This window comes from Agrobacterium cavarae, from assembly GCF_004310285.1.
Lineage (GTDB): Bacteria > Pseudomonadota > Alphaproteobacteria > Rhizobiales > Rhizobiaceae > Agrobacterium > Agrobacterium cavarae.
In genome coordinates, this window is the sequence record NZ_SISF01000022.1 from 94,071 (window position 1) to 115,629 (window position 21,559).

Annotated in this window: 22 protein-coding genes; 2 read left to right on the forward strand and 20 right to left on the reverse strand. The window is 58.6% G+C overall.

Going from position 1 to position 21,559, the window contains the following annotated elements:
• Window position 1: 1 nt before the first annotated feature.
• From phnK to phnG, 5 genes are all read right to left on the reverse strand, one after another.
• Window positions 2-778: a phosphonate C-P lyase system protein PhnK gene (gene phnK, locus EYC79_RS02910; protein WP_062427272.1), complete on the reverse strand. Its 777-nt coding sequence runs from the start codon at window positions 776-778 to the stop codon at window positions 2-4.
• Window positions 775-1,692, reverse strand: a complete 918-nt coding sequence (locus EYC79_RS02915; RefSeq protein ID WP_130977090.1) for an alpha-D-ribose 1-methylphosphonate 5-phosphate C-P-lyase PhnJ — start codon at window positions 1,690-1,692, stop codon at window positions 775-777. The genes phnK and EYC79_RS02915 overlap by 4 nt, the downstream gene beginning before the upstream one ends.
• Before the next feature lie 149 nt (window positions 1,693-1,841).
• Window positions 1,842-2,951, reverse strand: coding sequence for a carbon-phosphorus lyase complex subunit (locus EYC79_RS02920; RefSeq protein WP_113178849.1), 1,110 nt, complete (start codon window positions 2,949-2,951; stop codon window positions 1,842-1,844).
• A gap of 3 nt (window positions 2,952-2,954) precedes the next feature.
• A complete protein-coding gene (gene phnH, locus EYC79_RS02925) occupies window positions 2,955-3,560 on the reverse strand; it encodes a phosphonate C-P lyase system protein PhnH (protein ID WP_130977091.1) in 606 nt (201 codons plus the stop codon).
• Window positions 3,560-4,018 carry a phosphonate C-P lyase system protein PhnG gene (gene phnG, locus EYC79_RS02930; protein ID WP_130977092.1) on the reverse strand — a complete coding sequence of 153 codons (459 nt, stop codon included), beginning with the start codon at window positions 4,016-4,018 and terminating at the stop codon, window positions 3,560-3,562. The genes phnH and phnG overlap by 1 nt, the downstream gene beginning before the upstream one ends.
• An 80-nt stretch (window positions 4,019-4,098) precedes the next feature.
• On the opposite strand from phnG, the gene phnF reads away from it, so the two are divergent.
• Window positions 4,099-4,836, forward strand: coding sequence for a phosphonate metabolism transcriptional regulator PhnF (phnF, locus tag EYC79_RS02935; protein WP_165456946.1), 738 nt, complete (start codon window positions 4,099-4,101; stop codon window positions 4,834-4,836).
• Between the two features lie 35 nt (window positions 4,837-4,871).
• On the opposite strand, the gene EYC79_RS02940 is transcribed toward phnF, so the two are convergent.
• The 13 genes from EYC79_RS02940 to rirA all read right to left on the reverse strand — a co-directional run bounded on the left by EYC79_RS02940 (window position 4,872) and on the right by rirA (window position 16,833).
• On the reverse strand, window positions 4,872-5,807 hold the full coding sequence (locus EYC79_RS02940) for a TonB family protein (protein ID WP_130977093.1): 936 nt from the start codon (window positions 5,805-5,807) through the stop codon (window positions 4,872-4,874).
• Entirely contained in the window at window positions 5,804-6,307 is a 504-nt protein-coding gene (gene exbD / locus EYC79_RS02945; RefSeq protein ID WP_130977094.1) for a TonB system transport protein ExbD, read from the reverse strand. The genes EYC79_RS02940 and exbD overlap by 4 nt, the downstream gene beginning before the upstream one ends.
• Before the next feature lie 4 nt (window positions 6,308-6,311).
• Window positions 6,312-7,448 carry a tonB-system energizer ExbB gene (gene exbB / locus EYC79_RS02950; RefSeq protein WP_130977095.1) on the reverse strand — a complete coding sequence of 379 codons (1,137 nt, stop codon included), beginning with the start codon at window positions 7,446-7,448 and terminating at the stop codon, window positions 6,312-6,314.
• 211 nt (window positions 7,449-7,659) lie between these two features.
• Window positions 7,660-8,394, reverse strand: coding sequence for a histidine utilization repressor (hutC, locus tag EYC79_RS02955; RefSeq protein ID WP_130977096.1), 735 nt, complete (start codon window positions 8,392-8,394; stop codon window positions 7,660-7,662).
• A gap of 151 nt (window positions 8,395-8,545) precedes the next feature.
• Entirely contained in the window at window positions 8,546-9,331 is a 786-nt protein-coding gene (locus tag EYC79_RS02960; protein ID WP_062599077.1) for an ABC transporter ATP-binding protein, read from the reverse strand.
• Window positions 9,331-10,104, reverse strand: a complete 774-nt coding sequence (locus EYC79_RS02965; protein ID WP_130977118.1) for an ABC transporter permease — start codon at window positions 10,102-10,104, stop codon at window positions 9,331-9,333. Before EYC79_RS02965 ends, EYC79_RS02960 begins: the two co-directional genes overlap by 1 nt.
• Before the next feature lie 69 nt (window positions 10,105-10,173).
• Window positions 10,174-11,115, reverse strand: coding sequence for an ABC transporter substrate-binding protein (locus EYC79_RS02970; RefSeq protein ID WP_130977097.1), 942 nt, complete (start codon window positions 11,113-11,115; stop codon window positions 10,174-10,176).
• Between the two features lie 98 nt (window positions 11,116-11,213).
• Window positions 11,214-11,969 (reverse strand): ABC transporter permease, encoded by a 756-nt coding sequence (locus tag EYC79_RS02975; RefSeq protein WP_130977098.1) that lies wholly within the window; start codon window positions 11,967-11,969, stop codon window positions 11,214-11,216.
• Window positions 11,966-12,904, reverse strand: coding sequence for an ABC transporter ATP-binding protein (locus EYC79_RS02980; protein WP_130977099.1), 939 nt, complete (start codon window positions 12,902-12,904; stop codon window positions 11,966-11,968). Before EYC79_RS02980 ends, EYC79_RS02975 begins: the two co-directional genes overlap by 4 nt.
• On the reverse strand, window positions 12,901-14,097 hold the full coding sequence (locus EYC79_RS02985; RefSeq protein WP_245495174.1) for an ABC transporter permease: 1,197 nt from the start codon (window positions 14,095-14,097) through the stop codon (window positions 12,901-12,903). The genes EYC79_RS02980 and EYC79_RS02985 overlap by 4 nt, the downstream gene beginning before the upstream one ends.
• Window positions 14,098-14,106: 9 nt before the next feature.
• On the reverse strand, window positions 14,107-15,018 hold the full coding sequence (gene osmF, locus EYC79_RS02990) for a glycine betaine ABC transporter substrate-binding protein OsmF (protein ID WP_130977100.1): 912 nt from the start codon (window positions 15,016-15,018) through the stop codon (window positions 14,107-14,109).
• Window positions 15,019-15,186: 168 nt separating this feature from the next.
• Window positions 15,187-16,221 (reverse strand): AbrB family transcriptional regulator, encoded by a 1,035-nt coding sequence (locus EYC79_RS02995; RefSeq protein ID WP_130977101.1) that lies wholly within the window; start codon window positions 16,219-16,221, stop codon window positions 15,187-15,189.
• 135 nt (window positions 16,222-16,356) lie between these two features.
• Window positions 16,357-16,833: an iron-responsive transcriptional regulator RirA gene (rirA, locus tag EYC79_RS03000; protein ID WP_062427286.1), complete on the reverse strand. Its 477-nt coding sequence runs from the start codon at window positions 16,831-16,833 to the stop codon at window positions 16,357-16,359.
• A gap of 280 nt (window positions 16,834-17,113) precedes the next feature.
• Here rirA and EYC79_RS03005 point away from each other — a divergent pair, with 280 nt between their 5' ends.
• Window positions 17,114-18,163, forward strand: coding sequence for a Fe(3+) ABC transporter substrate-binding protein (locus EYC79_RS03005; RefSeq protein ID WP_165456947.1), 1,050 nt, complete (start codon window positions 17,114-17,116; stop codon window positions 18,161-18,163).
• 90 nt (window positions 18,164-18,253) lie between these two features.
• On the opposite strand, the gene fdhA is transcribed toward EYC79_RS03005, so the two are convergent.
• Both fdhA and EYC79_RS03015 read right to left on the reverse strand, forming a co-directional pair.
• The gene (fdhA, locus tag EYC79_RS03010; protein WP_165456948.1) at window positions 18,254-19,444 is read right to left on the reverse strand and encodes a formaldehyde dehydrogenase, glutathione-independent; all 1,191 of its coding nucleotides are present in this window, start codon (window positions 19,442-19,444) and stop codon (window positions 18,254-18,256) included.
• An 887-nt stretch (window positions 19,445-20,331) separates the two neighbouring features.
• Window positions 20,332-21,546 carry a restriction endonuclease gene (locus tag EYC79_RS03015; RefSeq protein ID WP_130977103.1) on the reverse strand — a complete coding sequence of 405 codons (1,215 nt, stop codon included), beginning with the start codon at window positions 21,544-21,546 and terminating at the stop codon, window positions 20,332-20,334.
• Window positions 21,547-21,559 lie beyond the last annotated feature (13 nt).

Below are 21,559 nucleotides of genomic sequence, written 5' to 3' on the forward strand. Positions count from 1 at the left end.
GTCACACCTGCAGGATCGAGGAAACGAGAAGCTGGGTATAGGGCTCGCGCGGATCGTCCAGCACGCGGTCGGTCAAGCCATGCTCGATGACGTTGCCACCCTTCATCACCATCATGCGGTGCGACAGGAGGCGCGCAACCGCAAGGTCATGGGTGACGACAATGACGGACAGGCCAAGATCGTTGACGAGACCGCGAACGAGATCGAGAAGCCTTGCCTGGACCGAGACATCCAGACCGCCGGTCGGCTCGTCCATGAAGACAAGGCGCGGCGAGGTGACGAGGTTGCGGGCGATCTGCAGGCGCTGGCGCATGCCGCCGGAAAAGGCACGCGGCTGATCATCGATGCGATCGGTGCCGATCTCCACCCGCTCCAGCCATTCGCTGGCGGTGTTGCGGATATTGCCATAATGCCGGTTGCCGACCGCCATCAGCCGTTCGCCGACATTAGCGCCGGCAGATACCGTCATGCGCAGACCGTCAGCCGGATTCTGGTGAACGAAGCCCCAATCGGTACGCATGAGGAAACGGCGTTCCGCCTCGCCCATATGGTAGAGATCGCGCAGAGACCCGTCGCGCATGCGATATTCGACGCTGCCGGTGGTCGGCATCAGCCGGGTGGAAATGCAGTTCAGCAGCGTGGTCTTGCCGGAACCGGATTCGCCGACGATCGCCAGGACTTCGCCCGGCCAAAGATCGAAGGAGACGTTGCGGCAACCCGCGCGGTCGCCGTAATATTTGGATACGTCGCGGACTTTCAAAAGCGGCTGGTCGCTCATTCTGCGGCCTCCTTCACATCGGCCAGCAGATGGCCGCGATGGCCATGTTCGCGCCGATCTTCGCAATGGTCGGTATCGGAGCAGACGAACATGCGCCCGCCCCGATCATCCAGGATGACTTCATCGAGATAGACATGGTCCGCACCACACAGCGCACAGGGCTTGTCGAAGGTCTGAATCTCGAAGGGATGGTCGTCGAAATCGAGGCTGACGACTTCGGTGTAAGGCGGCACGGCATAGATACGTTTTTCACGCCCGGCACCGAAGAGCTGCAAGGCTTCCGACATGTGCATTTTCGGATTGTCGAATTTCGGCGTCGGCGACGGGTCCATGACGTATCGTCCTGCGACCTTCACCGGATAGGCGTAGGTTTTGGAAATGCGACCATTATGGGCAATGTCCTCATAGAGACGCACATGCATCAGGCCATATTCTTCCAGCGCGTGCATGACGCGGGTCTCGGTCTCGCGTGGCTCGAGGAAGCGCAAAGGCTCAGGGATCGGCACCTGGTAGACCAGCACCTGACCTTCCGTCAGCGTTTCTTCCGGAACGCGGTGACGGGTCTGGATGACGGTGGCTTCCTTGGTATGCGTGGTGACGGCGACATTGGCAACCTTCTGGAAGAAGGCACGGATGGAGACGGCATTGGTCGTATCATCCGCCCCCTGGTCGATGACCTTCAGCACATCCTGCGGCCCGAGGATCGAGGCTGTCACCTGCACGCCGCCCGTTCCCCAGCCGTAGGGCATGGGCATCTCACGCGAGGCAAACGGCACCTGGTAGCCGGGTATGGCGATGGCCTTCAGAATAGCGCGGCGGATCATCCGCTTGGTCTGTTCGTCCAGATAGGCGAAATTGTACGTAGCGAGACCTTCATCGGTGAAGGTCTCTTCAAATGAAACTTCTTCAAGCATCGTGCGTTGTCCTTCCGTAAGTCACAACGGATGTCAGGAGTAAATGATCATGGAGATCGGAATTCTCATTGCGCTGTTCTTCACTGTATTTGCAGCATCCAGCGTATTTTGCGCATACTGGTTCAACGAGCAGCGCTGAGACCAAGTCTTTATTCGGCAGCATCGTTCAACCAACTTTCATCTGATCTTTGCGCAGCCTCGAAATCGGCGCGCATCTTTCTGACGAGACCAAGTTCAGCCTGGAAATCGACATAGTGCGGGAGTTTCAGATGCTCCACGAAACCTGTCGACTGAACATTGTCCGCATGCGAAATCACAAATTCTTCGTCCTGAGCCGGTGCGGTTCTGTCCTCACCGAATTCGTCTGCGCGTAACGCCCGGTCCACCAGCGACATTGCCATGGCTTTGCGTTCGCTTTGCCCGAAGACTAGGCCGTAGCCGCGAGTGAATTGCGGCGGCGCCTTGGCCGAACCCTTGAACTGGTTCACCATCTGGCACTCTGTCACCTGAATATCGCCGATGGAGACGGCAAAGCCGAGTTCGGGGATATCCAGCTCGACCTCCACCTCGCCAATTCTGACTTCACCAACGAAGGGATGGTTGCGGCCGTAGCCGCGCTGGGTTGAATAGGCCAATGCGAGGAGGAAACCTTCATCGCCGCGGGCAAGCGACTGCAGCCGCAAATCACGTGCCATGGGAAATTCCATCGGTTCACGCGTCAGATCGCCGGGAATATGATCTTCCGGCATATCACCATCACTTTCGATCAGGCCTTCTTCCGCCAGAATTTCCGAGACGCGCATGATGTGTTCGGCTTCTGAATCGCGCAGGACAGGCTCCTCCACCTCTCCATCTTCGAGAAGCGACGGATCGAGCAGGCGGTGGGTGTAGTCGAAGGTCGGGCCCAGCAACTGTCCGCCGGGCAGATCCTTGTAGGTCGCCGACACGCGGCGCTCGACCAGCATCTCGCCTGTTTCCACCGGGTTGGAATAACCGAAACGTGGCAGTGTCGTGCGATAGGCGCGCAGCAGAAAGATCGCCTCGATCATGTCCCCACGCGATTGCTTGACGGCAAGAGCTGCGAGCGAGCGATCATGAAGTGAGGCTTCGGCCATCACCCGGTCGACGGCCAGGCCAAGCTGTTCGACGATCTGGCCAATCGTCATGGCCGGCAGGTTGCGGTCTCCACGACGGCGATCGGCCAGCAGGCGGTGTGCATTGGCAATGGCGGTTTCTCCGCCCTTTACGGCAACATACATGGCTCAGGCCTCCGTCTTTATACGGGTGGAGCGCGGCAGGCAGATGAAGTGGCTGCCGCAGGTGAGGATAACATCGACGCCGCGGGGGAAGACCGCGCGGTTCTCGCTCCAAAGCCGCACGAAGATGTCGGGCAAGCCTGAAGGGCGGATGATCTCGCTCTCGCGAATGCCTGGGCCGGAAAGGCGCAAGGCCGGGCCGCCGGTCAGATCCGGTACTTCGATGATCACGGTTGCGGAGCGGTCGGGATATTCTTGGCTACCCTGAGCGAAGAGATCGAAGGAGGACAGCGTGCTTCCGGCATCCAGAACCGCGAAACGGGCTTCAGCCTTGGTGGGCGCCATCTGCGCTCCGGTGTGGAAGCTCAGCCAGCTTGGAACGACGGATTTCGAAAAGGCACCGTTCATCCACACGGGCGTTTCGTAATCGCAAAGGGTGAGAAGAATGCCGCCTGCGGCCTTGCCGAGAGGGCTTGGCGGCTGGATCGGCAGATCGAACGACTGCAGCTTTCCCGGCCGCGCCATGCCGTCCATGGCAGCCTTGAAGATGTGCTGGGAATCGAAGACCGGATCGGAAAAGCCGCCGGTTACGATGTTTGCTTTGGCGGACATTAGTCGTCTCCCCGTACCATGGTGAAGAAATCGACGCGGGTTGCGGCGGTTTGCTGGATGGCGTCGGTCTTGCGCTTTTCAAGCCGAGACGCGACCACCGAGAGGACCTCACGCTCAACGAGAGGACGGGTCGTCTCTTCTTGCCAAAGCGCATCGGCGATCGCTGCGTACCAAGCCTGCTTGCGGCTGGTGCCGAGCGCATGGGCATGGCCGATCGTGCCGGAGGCAAGCTTGACGGTGGCGCGCGTCACGGTCGCTTCTCCGAGATTGAAGGGCGAACCGCCGCCGCCGATCTTTCCGCGCACCATAACGAGCCCGGTTTCCGGTCCACGCACCTTTTCGACTTGCGGCTTGGTATCCAGAGCGCTCCAGCAATTGAGAAGCTCTTCAACCGTCGCACGGGCCAGCAGCCCTGCGGCCCGCTTTCTCGCCTCTTGAATTTCGGTCGGTTCGTTCATTTTATCCTCAAACGTCTATTGATATAGACAACCATACAAGATAGCTTAGATGTAAGCCTCCAGCATGACAAGCGTGTGACATGACCCTGACGAACAATATGCGAAAGAAGAATGGCGTGGCGCTTTGGCGCCAGATTGCCGACAGGATCAGAACGGCGATTGCTGCGGGCGAATATGACGGCACCGGCATGTTACCGTCTGAAATGGTGCTGGCGGAGCGCTTCGGCGTCAATCGCCATACCGTCAGAGGCGCCATTGCAGCGCTTGCGGATGAAGGCATCGTTCAGGCGCTGCAAGGCCGCGGTACACTCATCACCCGAAAAGATCGCCTGAATTTCCCGATCTCGAAGCGAACGCGTTTTACCACTGGTCTTGGCGATCAGGCACGGGAAATGGAAGGGCTGCTCTTGGCGCATTCCCTCGAGGGAGCGACGACAGCTCTTGCCGATAAGCTGAATGTTGCGCCGGGTACGCCACTGATCCGGCTGGAGTTGCTGCGAAAGGTCGATCAGAAGCCAGTGTCTCGCTCGACATCCTGGTTTCCCGCTGAGCGCTTCGGCGGCATCGCCACTGACTATGAAGACACGGGCTCAATTACAGAGGCGCTGAAGCGATCGGGCGTGGAAGACTATGTCCGGGCATCAACCATCGTGTCTGCCCGGCATGCGGAGGCCGACGATCTGGCGGATCTCGAATTGTCCCCAGGGGCCATTCTCCTCGTCTCCGATTCCTTGAATGTCGACATGGACGGCCAGCCGATCCAGTTCGGCACCAGCCGCTTTCCGGCGGATGTGGTGCAATTCACCGTGGAGAATTGACGCCAGATACAAGACGGTCGCCTTGCAGGCGACCGCTATCTGATCTGGACGGGAACGACGAAGGACGTCTGCGCACCCGGCGGCGGGGTCGAGACCGAGGCTCTGCCAATCGACGATTTGATTTTGGCATCGACGGCTTCATCGCCTGTGGATTTTACCACGCTGAGCCTGCCAATCGACCCGTCGTTTTGCACGACGAAGGACACTGTCACCGTCATTCCTGAACGTCCTGCACCGCGAACGATACGTCGGGCAACAGCGCTTTGAACTTTCGACGCCCAGTCTGCCGGAGAGATTGAAGACGATGCAGAGCCAGCGCTGTTGCGAGACGCCGCCGTTTTGTCCGACTGCGTCGCCTCAGCCTTGGCGATATCGCGGCGCTGAGATTGCTGGGGCGCCGGCGTCGGCTTTTGCACTCGCTTCTTTTCCGGCTCTTTTTCCTTCTCCACCTTCTTTTGTACCGGTGGCGGAGGTGGACGAAGCACAGGAAGCGGAACCTCGACATTTTCGAGTTCCGCCACCTGCTGCTGCTCGATGGGATCGACTTCCTGCACCGGTTCTGGCGGCGCGGGCTCCTCCACAGGCTGCTGCACCACCTCTGGTGGCACTTCGGGGGTAGGCTCGGGCTCCACTGGCGGCTCTTCAACGACAGGCTCTGGAACCGGCTCCGGCGGAGGTTCTACGGGCGGCGGTTCTTCGACAGGCTGGGTGACGTTGCTTTTGACCTCTTCCGTCTCGACCTCGTCATTGGCTTCGACCGTTTCTTCGGTATTGACGGCCTCCGGCAGGGCCGCAAGCTCAATCATGATCGCCGCCTGAGGCGCGTTATCGCCCTGCTCTTCGGGCTTTTCCTGCATCAGATAATAGGCGCCTGCGGCATGCACTGAGATCATCACCAGTGCCGCGACGGACCAGAGTGCGATCTCTCCCAGGCGGGATTGTCTGGAGCGAGGGTAGACGGGGTCCGTCACTGCGTCCCTCCATTTGGGGCAAGTGAAGGCTGGCTGGACTGGCCGGAGTTGGAAACCGGTGCGCCTGCTGGCGCAGAACCTGCAGTGCCCTCCAACCCGACAAGCGCGATCTTAAGATAGCCGCTATCACGCAGGAGGTTCATGATTTCCATGAAATGGCCGTAGTCGACGGCCTTGTCGGCACGCAGGAAGATGCGCGTATCCTTCTTGCCGCCTGTCTTGGCATCCAGGCTGGAAGCAAGGGCTTCACGCGCCACCGCATCATTGCCGATATTGAGCGAGAGGTCGTCCTTCACCGTCAGATAAAGAGGCTCATCGGGGCGCTCGGCCGGTTTTGCTGTCGAAGCCGGAAGGTCGACATTGACATCCACGGTCGCAAGCGGTGCTGCCACCATGAAGATGATGAGCAGCACCAGCATCACGTCGATGAACGGCGTGACGTTGATTTCGTGGTTTTCGGGAAGGTCGTCCCCGTGGCTTTCTCGAATACCGCCTGCCATGATCTTATCGTCCTACCAGGGAAACCTGGGGCTTGCTGGCGCTGCCCGGTGGGATGCGGCGGAAATCGAGGTCACGGCTGACCAGACGTTCGACGCCAGCGGCGACATCGGCCAGCAGATGACGATAGCCGGTAATGGAACGGGCAAAGACGTTGTAGATCACCACGGCAGGAATGGCGGCCACAAGACCGATTGCCGTTGCCAGCAAGGCTTCGGCAATGCCGGGCGCCACGATCGCAAGGTTCGTCGTCTGCGATTCGGAAATGCCGATAAAGGCGTTCATGATGCCCCAGACCGTGCCGAAGAGACCAACGAAAGGTGATACCGAGCCGATCGAGGCCAGCACACCTGTGCCGCGCGACATGCGGCGTCCCGCATGGGTTTCGATACGCGACAGGATGGAGGAGATGCGTTCCTTGATGCCTCCGCCATCGGTATGAGCCACAACCGCGTCGGAGAGCTGCATCTCATATGAGGCCATGCGCAACATCAAGGCCGCGGGACCGCCCTTGCTCTCTACCGCCTCTGTGGCTTCCGCCAGCGTTTTCGCCTTGTGAACGATTTTCAGCGTCGAGCCCGCCCGCACGCGCGCGGCGCCAAGCTCGATCGATTTCGCCAGCCAGACCGTCCAGGTGATGAGCGAGGCGAGAGCAAGGCCGATCATGACGCTTTTGACGACCCAATCGGCCGCCATGAACATGCCCCAGGGAGAGAGGTTGTGCGGAATATCGGACCGTTCATCGGCACTGACCTCCACCGCAGAAAGAGCCTCGCCGGATGGCGCTGGCTGTGCTGCCGGCGGCTCTGCTGATGCAGGTGCCTGTGCGTCCAACGGCTGAGCCGGAGCTTCCGTGGCCGGAGCAGCCGCTGCAGGCGCCTGCTGATTCTGTGGTGCGGCTTGCTGCGCCTGTGGCGTCTGCGAGGGCTGAGTGGGGGCGGATGGGGCGGAATTCGTAGCCGGCGAAGGAACCTGCTCCGTCTGAGTGGTCGCAGGCATGTTCTCTGAGGGTGCCGCCGTCTGGGCAACCGCCTGCACGGAGGAGGCGCAGATCAAGACAGTCACCGCCAGCGCCATGGGTCGGCAGCGAGTCCAGGATGCCATGACAGGATTGGACGAAGAAATCGAGAGTATGGAGGTCATCAGATGGTCCCGGGTTTTCTGTACTGCACGACGACCAGACGCATCGGCATAGAGCCCTCACCCGCACCAAGGTAGCGGACATGCAAGCCCGCTCCGCTATAAGTGGAGTAAGATTAGCCACTAATACATTGCGGAAACCGGAGCTGTAAACTCATCTTTTACAAAAACATGCGTGATGAAGCGATGTTTCTGCGCCTCCGCTCGTGCACCATCACTGCTGTTGCATTGGCAGGAATTGCGCCACGAGTTCATGACGCTCGCCGGGATAGGTCACCGTGACATGGGTGACATAGACTTGACCATGCCAAGTCCGTCTCTCAACGACGAGGCAAGCGGTACCGACAGGAATGGCCAGCGCATCGGCGATCCGACGATCGGCGGAGATGGCGCGGATGCGGTGCTCGGCAGCACTCCAGGGGACCATCTGCAAAAGCCATGACCCCGGACCCACCGAGGAGAAATCCGCATCCTTTGCCTCGGGCACGGCGGACACGTTGACGATGCGATCCTCAAGACAAAACGGTATGTCGCCGGTGAAGTGCCGGCAGGTCAGCGAGAGAATGCTGGCCCCCGCCTTTACCTCCAGGGCGGCGCGATCCTGCGCTGTGGCCTTGCGCAACTCGCGATGATCCAGATGATAACCGTAGGTCAGGCCCATCTGCTGAACTTCGCGCTGGATATCGTGGATTTCCAGAACGGCGGATTGGGCGTGCGGCCGTGTGACGAAGCTGCCGGAGCGACGGCGGCGCTCGATCAGGCCCTTTTTGACCAATTCGGTCAGCGCCTTGTTCACCGTCATGCGGGAACAGTCATATTCCTTCGTCAGCTCGTGCTCGAAGGGAATACGATAGCCGGGGGGCCATTCGCCCGACAGAATCCGGCCTTCCACGTCGCTCATGATGCGTTCGTGTAAGGACCTTTCCTGCGGTGCCGCCGCTTCAGCCATGGTTTTCGTTCCGTTTACGGCATCGGCTCGAAAATCGGCATCGATTTTCGGAAAAGCACGATGCGTATATTCAAAAAGATAAAGCGTCTTTTGTGCGTCCAATACGACGCACAGGCTTTAATAGCCCGTCTGCTACCACCGTCGCCAAGGCTTAGCCATGGGTGGCTGCCACAATAGCCTCACCGCGGATTTCCTCTGTCAGCCGCGCACGCAGCTCCGAGAATTCAGGGCTTGCCTTGACGGTGTAATGACGCGGATGCGGAAGATCGACCGGGGTGATCGACTTGATGCGACCGGGACGCGCCGACATCGTGACCACACGGTTGGCCATGAAGACCGCTTCCTCGATATCATGCGTCACGAAGATCACCGTCTTCTGCTCCCGCTCCCAGATGCCCAGCAGCAGTTCCTGCATGAGGCCTCGCGTCTGGTTGTCCAGCGCGCCGAAGGGTTCATCGAGCAGCAGAATGCGCGGACCGTTGGCCAGCGCTCTGGCAATTGCCGTTCTCTGCTGCATGCCGCCGGACAGTTGTTTCGGCCAGTGGTTCTCGAAGCCTCTCAAGCCCACCTTGTCGATGTAGCTATCGACGATCTCCCACTTCTCCTTCTCCGCTACCCCGCGCTCGCGCAGGCCAAAGGCCACGTTTTCGCGGATAGTGAGCCAGGGAAACAGCGTGTAGGACTGGAAAACCATGCCGCGATCGGCGCCCGGTCCCTTCACCTCCTGGCCAGCCAGCAGAACCTTGCCGGTTGTCGGGCGATCGAGGCCGGCGATGATACGAAGCAGCGTCGACTTTCCGCAGCCGGATGGCCCGAGAATGGTGACGAAGTCGTTCCTGGGAATTTCGAGATCCGTCGGCTGCAGGGCAAGTGTCGGCGTGCCGCCACGCACGCCCGGAAAGGTGCGGCTCACGCCCTGGATGACGAGTTCATTCATCAGGCAAGCCTCCAGGCGAACAGTTTGCGATTGAGAGACTTGAAGGCAAAGTCCGAGATAAGTCCGATGACACCGATGACGATGATGCCGAAAATGATCTGGCCGGTCGCCATCAGCGCCTGGCTGTTGATGATCATATAGCCAATGCCGGACGACGCGCCGATCAATTCCGCAACGATGACATAGGTCCAGGCCCAGCCGAGAACGAGCCGTAGAATCTCGGCAATATCCGGTGCATTGGCGGGAATGAGAACCCGGCGCACAACGCCGCGATCCTTGGCACCGAGCGTATAGGCAGCCTCGACGAGATCACGCCTCGTTGCGGCAACGGCAACGGCCACCATGAGGATGATCTGAAACACTGCGCCGATGAAAATCACCAGCAGCTTCTGCATTTCCCCGATGCCGGCCCACAGGATTAGCAGCGGTACGAAAGCTGAAGCGGGAAGATAACGGGCAAAGGAGACGAAAGGTTCGAGCAACGCTTCGATCGGTTTGTAAGCACCCATGGCGATGCCCAGCGGTACGGCGATGATCGAAGCCAGGACGAAGCCGCCCACCACGCGCCAGATGGTCATGCCGATATCATAGGAGAAGCCTTGCGCGGTGATCAGATAGATCCCGTCATTCAGCATGGTGATGGGGTCTGCGAGGAAGGTCGGCGAAACGAACCCACCCAATGTCGCGATACCCCAGGCGAGGAAGAACAGCACGAAGAACAGGATGCCGAGCGCAATCCGCGTGCTGTGTCTGATAGGCTGTAGTGGCTGCATGTCGATCCCGGCAGTCATGAGGCGGTGCGCGGCGGCAAGCCGCGCCCGATGTGATTACGTGATGGCCGATTACTTGATGAAGGAGGTATCGGCGAGCGTCGAAAGATCAGGCTTCGACTTGATGACGCCGATTTCAAGAAGCAGATCGGCAGCCTTCTCCGAGAAGGTCTTAAACTCGCCTTCGAAGAACGTCTGGTTGGCTGCCTTGTCCTGCCATTCGAGGAACTTGGCGGAGTTGCCGAAGGCCTCGCCCGACTGCTTCACATCCGCGCCCATCGTGGCGTAAGCCTTTTCAGGATCGGCCTTGATGGCCTCGAGCGCTTCGAAATAGCTTGTCGCCAATGCCTTTGCCGCTTCCGGATGGGCTTTCAGGAATTCCGGCGTGCAGCCGAAGGTGTCCATGACGGCTGGATAATCCAGCGTGGTGGCGATGATCTTGCCCTTGTCAGGTGCGGCACGAACCGTCGACAGATAGGGCTCATAGGTCATGGCGGCATCGTTCTGGCCGGCGACGAAGGCTTGCGCTGCCGGGCCGGGCTCAAGGTTTACCACCTTGACGTCCTTGAGCGTCAGGCCGTTCTCCTTGAGGATCCAGGCGAGGAAGAAGTATGGCGAGGTACCAGGGGCCGATGCGGCGATGGTTTTGCCCTTCAGGTCGGAAATCTTGGCAATGTCATTGCGAACCGCCATGCCATCCGCACCATGCGACTTGTCCATCTGGAAGATCTGCGTGGATTTCACGCCATTGGCGTTCCATGCCACCCAGGTTTCGACGGTGGTTGCCGCGCATTGGATGTCACCAGACGCCAGCGCCAGATGGCGGCTTGCCTGCGGGATTTTCTTGATATCGACCTTGAGGCCGTTCTTTTCAAAAATACCCGTTTCCTTGGCGAGTGTCAGCGGCGCAAAGCCGGTCCAGCCGGACATGCCGATGGTGACGGACGTTTCAGCATGGGCCGCAGTGGCAAAAAGTGCGGCGGCGAAAAGGGTAGAACCCAGTGTCTTTCTCATGATCGATCCCCTGTTGCTTTATTTTTGAGCGGCGATTTTCTCCGCTTCTTTAGGGGGCATTAATTCATAAGGGAAATAATTTGTCTAGACAAAATGCGTTACCGACCGGCACGATGTGCGGCCTTGGCTTCCAGCGTCGAAAACACACTGTGGATCAAAACGGCAAGTGCCGCCACGATCAAACCGCCCTGCAGGATGAAGGCAAGATTGTTGGATTGCAGACCGGCAATGATGACCTCGCCCAGCGTGCGCGCTGCCACGGTCGAGCCGATCGTCGCGGTTGAGAGGCTGATGACGGCGGAAAGGCGAATGCCGGCGAGGATCGCAGGCATTGCAAGCGGGATATCGATCTTCCACAGCCTTTGCCACCCGGTCATGCCCGCACCGCGGGCTGCTTCAGTGATTGATGCCGGAACTGTGGTCAGGCCCGTAAGGGTGTTTTCGAAGACGGGAAGTAGGGCATAGAGAAACAGCGCCACCAGTGTTGGCTTCTGCCCAAATCCCATGATCGGCACCGCAAGTGCAAGCACGGCAACCGGCGGAAACGTCTGGCCGATATTGACGATGCTGCGCGACAACGGCAGGAATTCTCGACCAAACGGCCGGCTGACCAGAATGGCGAGTGTCGCGGCCACCAGTGTGGCAGCCGCCGTCGCCACCCCGACAATTGCAAGATGGGATAGCGTGAGGGACAGAAGATTGGCCTGCTGGTAGATAGCGGGTGCGTTGGTCTGGACAAGCGGTGAGAAGATCGGCGCGAAAGTGCCTGGTGTCGCCAAAAAGACGACGAGCAGCAGCGCCAGCCCCAACAGGAGCGGAGGTCCGAGCAGCGCTTTTGGGTGCGCGCGCGTCATGAACGGCCCGCAGCTTGCTGCAGCAGAGTTTCGCGCCGGATGCGGCCGATCTTCTGCCCGTCGGTGCCGACAACCGGGAGACTGTCTCTTCCCGCCCAGAGCATGGCGGACAGTGCATCGCGTTGGCTAAGGCTGCCGGTGAGCGGTTCGCCTTCCGCCTCTCCGGGTTCGACGATCTCGGAGACGGTTGCTACGGAAAGAAGCCGTAAAGGCCTTTCCCGCTCGCCGATCAGCGTTCTGACGAATGGCGTTGCCGGGTTGAGGACGAGCTCCGCCGGTGGTCCATATTGCACGACCTTTCCCTTATCCATGACGGCAATCCGATCCGCCAGGAAGAAGGCCTCATCCATATCGTGGGTGACGAGCACGATGGTGACACCGAGTTTCTTCTGAATTGCCAGGAGATCTTCCTGCGCCTTGGCGCGGATGATCGGGTCGAGCGCACCGAAGGGTTCGTCCATCAAAAGAATGTTCGGCTCGGCTGCCAGCGCTCGCGCCACGCCGACGCGCTGCTGCTGACCTCCCGAGAGTTCGCTTGGGAAGCGGTCGGCATAAAGCTTTGGGTCAAGTTGAAAAAGGGTAAGCAGTTCCTGGACTTTCGCCGAGACCCGCTGCCGATCCCAGCCAAGCAGTTCCGGCACGGCCGCAATGTTCTGCCCCACTGTCCGATGCGGAAAAAGCCCATGCCCCTGAATGGCATAACCGATGCTGCGACGAAGCTCGAAGCCTGGCAGATCCAGAACATTGCGCCCATCAATACGAATAAGGCCCGAGGTCGGCTCGACGAGACGATTGATCATGCGCAGAAGCGTCGTCTTGCCCGAGCCGGATGTGCCGACGATGACGGTAACGCTTTGGGGTTGGACAGCGAGGCTCACTTTATCGACGACCGTCGCTTCGCCATATCTTTTGGTGAGGCCTTCGATTTCGATCATGTGGCTTTTCCTCGTGACAGGAGCTTGCTGTCGATCAGGGCATCCAGCAGAATTGCCGCGGCAAATCCCAGGATGACGGTCGGGATGGTTCCGAGAAGAACGAGGTCCATGGCCGTTTGGCCAATCCCTTGGAAGACGAAGACGCCGAAGCCCCCGCCGCCGATGAGCGCCGCAATCGTCGCAAGCCCGATGTTCTGCACCATCACGATGCGGATGCCGGTCAAGATAATGGGAAGCGCCAGCGGAAACTCCACCTTGAACAGGCTTTGCCGGCCCGTCATGCCAATACCGCGCGCCGCATCACGCACGGCGGGTGAAACGCCTGTGAGCCCGACGACCGTATTGGAAACGATCGGGAGCAGGGAATAAAGAAACAGCGCAACGAAGGCCGGAGCGGCGCCGATACCGCGGATACCGATCTGCGAGGCGCCCGGGACATGGGTGCCGATCCAGCCCAGCGGCGCAATCAGGAGGCCGAAGAGCGCGATGGATGGGATCGTCTGGATGATGTTGAGACTGTTCAGCATGGCGGCGCGGATGCGCTCCACCTTGAAACAGAGCACTCCCAGAGGAATGCCGGCCAGCATGGCGGCGAAGACGGAGCCCAAGGCCAGTTGAAGGTGGCGCTGCGCTTCCGTCCAGAAGATATCGGAGCGGCTCTGATACTCCTTCATGATCGAGAGATCCTTCCACAGGCCAGAGAGCAGGAAGGCGCTGAGAAGAAGCAATGACAAAGCCAGAAGGATGAGACGTGTCAGAGGCTTTGGATCAAGCCTCGCGATCGCATCCGTCGCCAGAACCACCAGCCCGGCGAGCAAAAGCCAAGAACCACTGGCCGCCGACACGCGGGCATAGGTGTTTTCAGGCGGAATGAGAGACGACGCCGAAAGGCCGACCGCAACGGCCAGCGCGACCAGTGCCGCAAAGGCCGTCGCCAAACGGACCTTTGTGTTGGCGACGAACAGCGCCACCGCCGCGGCCAAAATGATGATGCCGATCAGGCCGTAACCGACAGGGGGCGGCATGCTGTCCAGCAGAAAGCGCCCTTCCCCCTGCACGATACGGTTTGCGCGGAAGCTGACGAAGGGCGGAACGAGTGCAGCATAGAGGAGCAGGCCGCAGATCAGCACGCCGACCTTGTCGACATGTCGTGTGACATTCTGCGGCTTTGAAATGGCGCTCTCGCTCTGCAACGACACCTCTTACTTCACGAAGCCGTTCTTGGTGAGAAAATCGAGCGCAACAGCCTTGGCCTGCTCCCCGCCCACCTGCACACGGCCATTCAGCTCCTGCAGTGTCGTAAGATCGAGCTTTTCGAAGACCGGCTTCAGGACCTTCTCGATGTCAGGATGCTTCTTCAGCACCTCTTCGCGGATGATGGGTGCAGGCTGATAGACCGGCTGCACATTCTTGTCATCCGTGAGGACGACGAGGCCGGACGGCGCAATGCCGCCATCGGTGCCATAGACCATGGCAGCGTTGGCATTGTTGGTCTGGTTGGCGGCCGCGGCAATCGTCGCTGCCGTATCGCCGCCCGAAAGCGTGATCAACTGCTCCGGCTTCAGCGTGAAGCCATAGGTCTTCTGGAAGGCGGGCAGAGCTGCCGCCGAGTTGACGAATTCAGAAGATGCAGCAAGGACGATCTGGCCGCCGCCGGCAACATATTTGCCGAGATCGCTCAGTGTCTTGAGATTGTTCTTCTCCGCCACATCCTTGCGAACCGCGATACCCCAGGTGTTGTTGGCCGAAGAAGGCGACAACCAGACGATCTTGTTGGCGTCGTAGTCCAGCGTCTTGGCTTCTTCATAGGCCTTGGCGGCATCCTTCCAAAGAGGATCGTCTGCCTTTTCGAAGAAGAAGGCGGCGTTGCCGGTATATTCCGGATAGATATCGATTTCGCCTGCGATAATCGCCTTGCGCACGACGGGCGTCGCGCCCAGCTGGATGCGGTCGGTGGTGGCGATATTGTTGACGTTCAAAACCGACTGGATGATGTTGCCGAGAACGCTGCCTTCGGTGTCGATCTTGGATGAGACGACGACCTGCGCTTGGGCAATGGAGGCATAAAGAGCAAGCGCAAATCCAGCGCCGGCCAGCTTCATCAGACGGTTCATGGGCAATCTCCACTCGGAACGGTTACGCGGGCAGGACAATGCCTCGTCTTTCTGACCAATACGAATGAGCGACTGTCCCCGGTTCAGCACGAAGTAACGAGGCAGGCGGCAAAAAAGTTGCAGCGAAAACTACGGACAGAGGAAAATCCGCAGTTTCGTGTCAGACGATCAACGCCCGCGCGCCTGTTTACCGATCACGAAAGGCATAAGCACCGAGAGAAACAACAGGCGCAGCACGTGATGTGAGCCGACATAGGCCGTATCCGCATGCATCATCACCGCCATGGCTGCCATCGTCTCGAGCCCACCGGGCGCAAATGCAATCATCACGGCGTTGAGCGGAACACCCGTCAGACTGGAAACGAGCACGGCAATCGAGCAGGCAAGGACGACGACCGCGACTGTGACAACGGCACCCGCCAAAAACGCTTTCCTCATATCCTTCAACGAGGAGCGCGAGAAGCGCGTGCCGATCAGGCTTCCAAGGACGATATAGGTAGGGATGGCAAGCCAATCCGGTACGCCGCCGCTGGAGAAGCCCGTGACGTGTGAGCTGATGGAAACGGCAACACCACCGAGAAGGAGTGCCGCCGGAAAGCGCCAGCGCATGAAGACAAGACCGACCGCCAGCGAGGCAAGCAGGGTCAATCCGAGTTCCAGCGCGGGCATGGGCGGCGGCAGGATGGAGGGTTCGACACTGACGAGATCGAGATATTTCACGATCAGCGGTACGGTGAGCGTCAGTGCCAGAACGCGCACACTCTGGATGACGCTGACGGTTGCAAGATCGCTCTTGGTCTCTGCCGTCAGGCTGATGATGTAGCTGAGGTGGCCGGGAGACGCACCGAGCATTGCCGTCGTGTGGTCGTAACGGAAGATGAAGCGCAGGATCCAATAGGCTGCATAAAGAAGCACCACCACCGTCAACAGCACAGCAACAAAGCTCAAGGGCCAAGTTTTGGCCGCTTCGAAGACGTTCGGGGTGATGTTGGTTCCCATCGATACGCCGACGATGACGAAAGTGGCGCTGCGAAGATTCTTTGGCACCGAAAGCGTCAGGCCGAGAAGGCTTGCGCCGGTGACGGCGAGTGCCGGGCCGCAGAGAAAGGGTGCCGGAAGGCCCACCAACACGCCGAACAGCGCGCCAAGACTGCCGATGAAGACGGTCAAGGCAAGGCGAGAAAGCTCGGATATGGAGATCATGGCACCAGTGAGAATCAAAACGCAAACAGGAGACGCCCACTTGCGCCGTCATCGTCGCCGAAATCAAGCTCTTCCAAAAGAAAAGCCCGCCGGCAATCTTGCGGGCGGGCTTTTGAAAAAGTCTCGATGTGATGATCAGGCCGCTGCGACCGGCGTCGGATGCACGCGAGGCGCCAGCTGATCGAGACCGAGAAGAAAGTTGATCTGCGGGCGGGCCTTGACGAGATCGTCGATCGAATATTCGGTCAGAACGTCGAAGAATGCGTTCAGCGCCTTGCGAAGTGCGGAGTTAAGACCGCAGCTATCGACAAGCGGACATTCGACGGCGCCGTCCTCGAAACATTCCGCCATGGCAAAGCTGTCTTCGGTGACTTTGACCACGTCGAACAGGCTGATCTTGTCGGCTGGTTTGCCGAGCTTGACGCCGCCATTGCGGCCGCGAACAGTTTCAACGAGGCCGGCCTTGGTGAGCGGCTGAAGAATCTTGAAGAGGAAAAGCTCCGACACGCCGTAAGCCTTGGCGATTTCAGGGATGCGGCTCAGATTGCCATCATTGGCGGCGCAATACATCAACATGCGGACTGCATAGTTGGTCTGTTTGGTCAAACGCATGCTGATCTCCTGATCGGTAATGTGGAGTTATATAGTTTGTTTTTCAGTTTAGAACAATTCCAGACATGAAAAAAACTTCCTTACCCGCTCGATCTCCGGTGGTTGACCGTTGACCGGCCCGCCGATTCATGAACAAAGAACTCCACTATTCAATCCTACTGCATCGGCCCGAAAATCGGAACCGATTTTCGAAAAAGCATGATGCGTAGATTCAACGGGAATCGCGCGTCCTCTGTGCATCCAAGAATGGACGCACGGCGCGCTAAGGGAGACCTGTGGCATGGCAAGATTGAAAACCAGCTTTTCGACGCTCGGTGCGGTGTTATCTGTCGCCTGTGGCAGCACATCATCGGCCTTTGCCGGCGGTGAGGTTAATGTCTACTCTTACCGCCAGCCTGAATTGATCCAGCCGCTACTCGACGCCTTCACCAAGGAAACTGGGATCGAGACAAATGTTCTCTTCCTGGACAAGGGACTGGTCGAACGCATTCAGGCCGAGGGCGTCAATTCTCCCGCCGATATTCTGCTGACTGTCGATATCGCCCGGCTGGTCGAGGCCAAGGAGGGTGGTGTCACGCAGCCGGTGCTCAACGACCCGATCATCGAAAAGGATATTCCGGCCAATCTTCGCGACCCGGAAGGCGAGTGGTTTGGACTGACAACCCGTGGACGCGTCGTGTACGCCTCAAAGGAGCGCGTGCCTCAGCAGTCGATCACCTATGAGGAACTTGCCGATCCGAAGTGGAAGGGCAAGATCTGCATTCGCGACGGGCAGCATTCCTACAATATCGCCCTCTTTGCCTCGATGATTGCTCATCACGGCCTGGACTATACGCGCACCTGGCTCACGGGCCTCAAAAACAATCTGGCGCGCAAGCCGGACGGCACGGATCGTAGCCAGGCGAAGTCCATCTATTCCGGCGAATGCGATATTGCGCTGGGCAACACCTATTATGTCGGCTTGATGCTGACCAATGTGCAGGAACCGGAAGAAAAGGTCTGGGCCAACAGCGTCAAGGTCATTTTCCCCAATGCCGAAGATCGCGGCACCCACGTCAACATCTCCGGCGTTGCCATGACGAAGTATGCGCCGAACAAGGAAAACGCCCTGAAGCTGATGGAATTCCTGGCGTCAGGAGAAGCGCAGGAAATCTACGCCAAGCAGGTGTTCGAGTATCCGGTGCTGCCCGGTGCCCAGCCCTCTGATGTGGTCAAGGGCTTTGGGCCGATCAAGCCCGATACATTGTCGTTGACCGAGATCGCTTCGCACCGGAAAGAGGCTTCCGAACTGGTCGACGAAGTCGGCTTCAATGACGGGCCGTCGCAGTAAAAGCAGGCCTATACAACTTCCTGATGACATAAAAAAGCGCCCGCGACGACATCGCGGGCGTTTCTTTGTGGTGTCGTGGCACTGAAACTATTACGCCGCCTTGATCAGATCGCCATGCGGATCGAGAACGAACTTGGTCGCAGCACCCTGATCGAAGCTTTCATAGCCTTGCACCGCGTCATCCAGCGCAATGATCTTGGCATTGACGATATCGGCGATCGGCAGGCGGTCATGCAGGATGGCCTGCATGAGTTGGCGGTTATATTTGAGAACCGGCGTCTGGCCTGTGTGGAAGGATTGCGCCTTCGCCCAACCAAGACCGAAGCGCAGCGACAGGCTGCCTTGCTTGGCCGCCTCGTCCACTGCACCCGGATCTTCCGTCACATAGAGACCCGGAATACCGATGTTACCGGCCGCACGGGTGATCTCCATCATCTGGTTGAGAACGATAGCAGGCTGTTCACCGCCGGCATGTCCGCGCGCCTCGAAGCCAACGGCGTCGATCGCGCTATCGACTTCATTGGTGCCGACAATCTCGGCAATCATGTCGCCTAAGCGATCGCCTTTGGACAGATCAACAGGCTCGAAGCCGACCTTGGCGGCATGCGCCAGACGATCCTTGTTGAAGTCGCCGATCATCACGACGGCTGCACCGAGAATACGGGCAGAGGCTGCAGCAGCAAGACCGACGGGACCCGCACCCGCCACATAGACGGTCGAGCCGACGCCGACGCCAGCTTTCACCGCACCGTGAAAACCGGTGGGCAGGATATCGGACAGCATGGTCAGGTCACGGATCTTCGACATCGCCCTGTCGCGGTCGGGGAATTTCAGAAGGTTGAAGTCGGCATAGGGGATGGTGACGTATTTCGCCTGGCCGCCGATCCAGCCGCCCATATCGACATATCCGTAGGCGCCGCCGGCGCGGGACGGATTGACGGTGAGGCAGACGCCTGTGTCCTGCGACTTGCAGCAACGGCAACGACCGCAGGCAACGTTGAACGGTACAGAGACGATATCGCCGACCTCGAGCATCTCGACGTCGATGCCCTTTTCGATGACTTCGCCGGTGATCTCGTGACCGAGGACAAGACCCGGCATGGCGGTCGTGCGACCCCGCACCATGTGTTGGTCCGATCCACAAATATTGGTCGAGATCACCTTCAGGATCACGCCATGCTCGATCCTGCGTCCATCCGGGGCTTCCAGCCTCGGATCGTCAATATCACGAACCTCCACCTGACCCGGCCGTAAATAGACAACGCCTCGGTTCCTGCTCATATCCATCTCCTCCATGGTTTGAACATCAATGCCGAAGCCGTCAGGGCTGCGACATTCTCCACTGTCGGACGATCAATAGGCGATCCGGCAAAGACTGGGGCGTCCAGTTCCTAACCGACGGATCCTCCGGAGTGATCCTCCTCCTGGCCGGTTGAGCCCGGCCATCGACACAAATGACGCTACCTCCTCAAGTGGCGTTTCAATGCTGACAGCAGACCACGTGAGGCTGAGGTAAACGTTCTGGATTACGACACGCCTTGTGTGTTCAACGACACTGAGGTCCAGCGTCTAACCGAGAGATGGCGCGTTCCAGGCGTCAGTTTCCGACGGATTTAACGGGATCGGGGTTTGATATTGGATGTCGGGCAGGCGCGCGCTCACTGTGTGGCTGGAAGTGAAGCCGGCGAGATCTAGAGCTATTGGATTGGATTTCGCAATTGTCTCAGGGGCTTACTGCTGTACGAAAGAGTCATCGGATTGTTGACAAATGACTTTCGTCAGGGTCAGGCTCTCACTGAGCCCCGCTGAAAGAGGGCTGCCGTTTTCATTCCGTTCGAGTGGGATCGCATTGTGGAGCGACTAAGGGCTTCTTCCGCCGCCGCGCACTCTGGGAGGCAAGCATTTCTGCTCCAGAAACGACAGAACCCCGCGGCTTTGAGCCGCGGGGTTTTGATGATCGTCGTATATTTGGTTGCGGGGGCACGCAGCTACCGAAACCGACATTCGCTTCAAGTCTCAGTTTGAAGTGAAGGCTTGTATAAGACGACAGCACATGCGCTGTAGTACATAACTGTGCAAACTGTTGCGGCTCAATCAGCCGGATCTACTCAGCAATTGCAAGATGGCCGCCACTCCCGGGAACAGGCCCTTGTCTTTCGAGGGCGACCTCAGTCACAGAGATTGAAATGGGCGGGTTCGCCGTTCCAAGCACTGAACAAGTTGCGCCCGTCCCAGTAACTCACCTGACCGTGGTTGACCGACCTCTTCGCGCGAAACACATGATCCGCTGTAAGGCGCTCGAGGCATTTCAAACCAATGTCAGGCACTTCGAAGCCCACCTGCCCATATCCGTCATGGGAGATATTTCGCGCAGGAATGGCCATTAGCAATGCTGCGTGCTTCGTTTCCTTCAGTACGACCGCGAATTGGTTCATGATAACTGAATAGCCAGTATGGGCATGAACTATACGGGGGTCTTTCGACGAAAGAGTCTGAAGCAAATTGGACACCGCTGAGGGAGCGACGAGCTTTGATTTATCACGAATGATCCCGTCGCTTGCATTCTGACACCAATCCCGCACATCGTTTGACGTGGCAAGGGTCATCGGAATACGCGTTCGGCCCGCGAATTTGTGTGCTGAGGGAAGGTAGTTAGATGTTGTCACGAAAATACTCTTTTGAGCATTCTCGACATCTGCCACACCATGGAGTGCCGCCACAGCAGACATATCTATTTTGTTTTTCGGGGAGTATTTTTTCGCCTGAACAAGCGTCAGTATGTCTCCGAGAGGATCGCGTTGAAGTACGCGAACGTCAATGCCCCCATCATTTGAGCCGGGGCCGAGCTCACACGTAAATCCTTGGCTTTGAAAGATTCTGAATAATAAAATTTCGAACTCGCGCCATGTGAGCCGATGCAAATCGTCTGGGCGCTTGGCGAAGTGCGAATACAGTTCCTCATGAACATCAGCTATGTCCTGCTGCACGAGCCCGCACACCCATTGCCAGTTGGCATAGTCGAGAAGCGGTTGGAACAGTGGGCTCTCGTCCTGAGGATAAATATGAGCACTTGCCCCGTCGTTCCGCTCGTACCAGAAGCCGTGCTGCTCGAGTAGCTCGACGAACTCGATATCGAGACCGGCGAAATCACCATCGAGTGCGCGACCCAGGTCGCCATCGAAATACAGGATAGTTGCAACAGGGGTTGTCCCCGGTTCTCCATCAATTCGTTTGGCATAGGACTGAAAACCGCAATCGAACCACAGCTCGTGTCTCGTCGCCCATTCTCGAATGGAATTTTGCAGTGACGTGACTACTGCTTCCAGTTCAGCATCGGAAGTCCTGGCTTTCACCGTATCTGCCAATTCGTGGTCAGGCTTCATCGTTCACCTTCAC

Excerpts from the sequence above, each read along its gene's own strand:
- exbB (WP_130977095.1), bottom strand. The coding sequence starts at position 7,448 with ATGACCTCCATACTCTCGATTTCTTCGTCCAATCCTGTCATGGCATCC.
- EYC79_RS02965 (WP_130977118.1), bottom strand. The coding sequence starts at position 10,104 with ATGCAGCCACTACAGCCTATCAGACACAGCACGCGGATTGCGCTCGGC.
- rirA (WP_062427286.1), bottom strand. The coding sequence starts at position 16,833 with ATGCGTTTGACCAAACAGACCAACTATGCAGTCCGCATGTTGATGTAT.
- EYC79_RS02960 (WP_062599077.1), bottom strand. The coding sequence starts at position 9,331 with ATGAATGAACTCGTCATCCAGGGCGTGAGCCGCACCTTTCCGGGCGTG.
- EYC79_RS02980 (WP_130977099.1), bottom strand. The coding sequence starts at position 12,904 with ATGATCGAAATCGAAGGCCTCACCAAAAGATATGGCGAAGCGACGGTC.
- EYC79_RS03015 (WP_130977103.1), bottom strand. The coding sequence starts at position 21,546 with ATGAAGCCTGACCACGAATTGGCAGATACGGTGAAAGCCAGGACTTCC.
- EYC79_RS02975 (WP_130977098.1), bottom strand. The coding sequence starts at position 11,969 with ATGACGCGCGCGCACCCAAAAGCGCTGCTCGGACCTCCGCTCCTGTTG.
- phnF (WP_165456946.1), top strand. The coding sequence starts at position 4,099 with ATGACCCTGACGAACAATATGCGAAAGAAGAATGGCGTGGCGCTTTGG.
- EYC79_RS02915 (WP_130977090.1), bottom strand. The coding sequence starts at position 1,692 with ATGCTTGAAGAAGTTTCATTTGAAGAGACCTTCACCGATGAAGGTCTC.
- exbD (WP_130977094.1), bottom strand. The coding sequence starts at position 6,307 with ATGGCAGGCGGTATTCGAGAAAGCCACGGGGACGACCTTCCCGAAAAC.
- phnG (WP_130977092.1), bottom strand. The coding sequence starts at position 4,018 with ATGAACGAACCGACCGAAATTCAAGAGGCGAGAAAGCGGGCCGCAGGG.
- EYC79_RS02970 (WP_130977097.1), bottom strand. The coding sequence starts at position 11,115 with ATGAGAAAGACACTGGGTTCTACCCTTTTCGCCGCCGCACTTTTTGCC.
- phnK (WP_062427272.1), bottom strand. The coding sequence starts at position 778 with ATGAGCGACCAGCCGCTTTTGAAAGTCCGCGACGTATCCAAATATTAC.
- EYC79_RS02995 (WP_130977101.1), bottom strand. The coding sequence starts at position 16,221 with ATGATCTCCATATCCGAGCTTTCTCGCCTTGCCTTGACCGTCTTCATC.
- fdhA (WP_165456948.1), bottom strand. The coding sequence starts at position 19,444 with ATGAGCAGGAACCGAGGCGTTGTCTATTTACGGCCGGGTCAGGTGGAG.
- EYC79_RS02920 (WP_113178849.1), bottom strand. The coding sequence starts at position 2,951 with ATGTATGTTGCCGTAAAGGGCGGAGAAACCGCCATTGCCAATGCACAC.
- hutC (WP_130977096.1), bottom strand. The coding sequence starts at position 8,394 with ATGGCTGAAGCGGCGGCACCGCAGGAAAGGTCCTTACACGAACGCATC.
- phnH (WP_130977091.1), bottom strand. The coding sequence starts at position 3,560 with ATGTCCGCCAAAGCAAACATCGTAACCGGCGGCTTTTCCGATCCGGTC.
- EYC79_RS03005 (WP_165456947.1), top strand. The coding sequence starts at position 17,114 with ATGGCAAGATTGAAAACCAGCTTTTCGACGCTCGGTGCGGTGTTATCT.
- osmF (WP_130977100.1), bottom strand. The coding sequence starts at position 15,018 with ATGAACCGTCTGATGAAGCTGGCCGGCGCTGGATTTGCGCTTGCTCTT.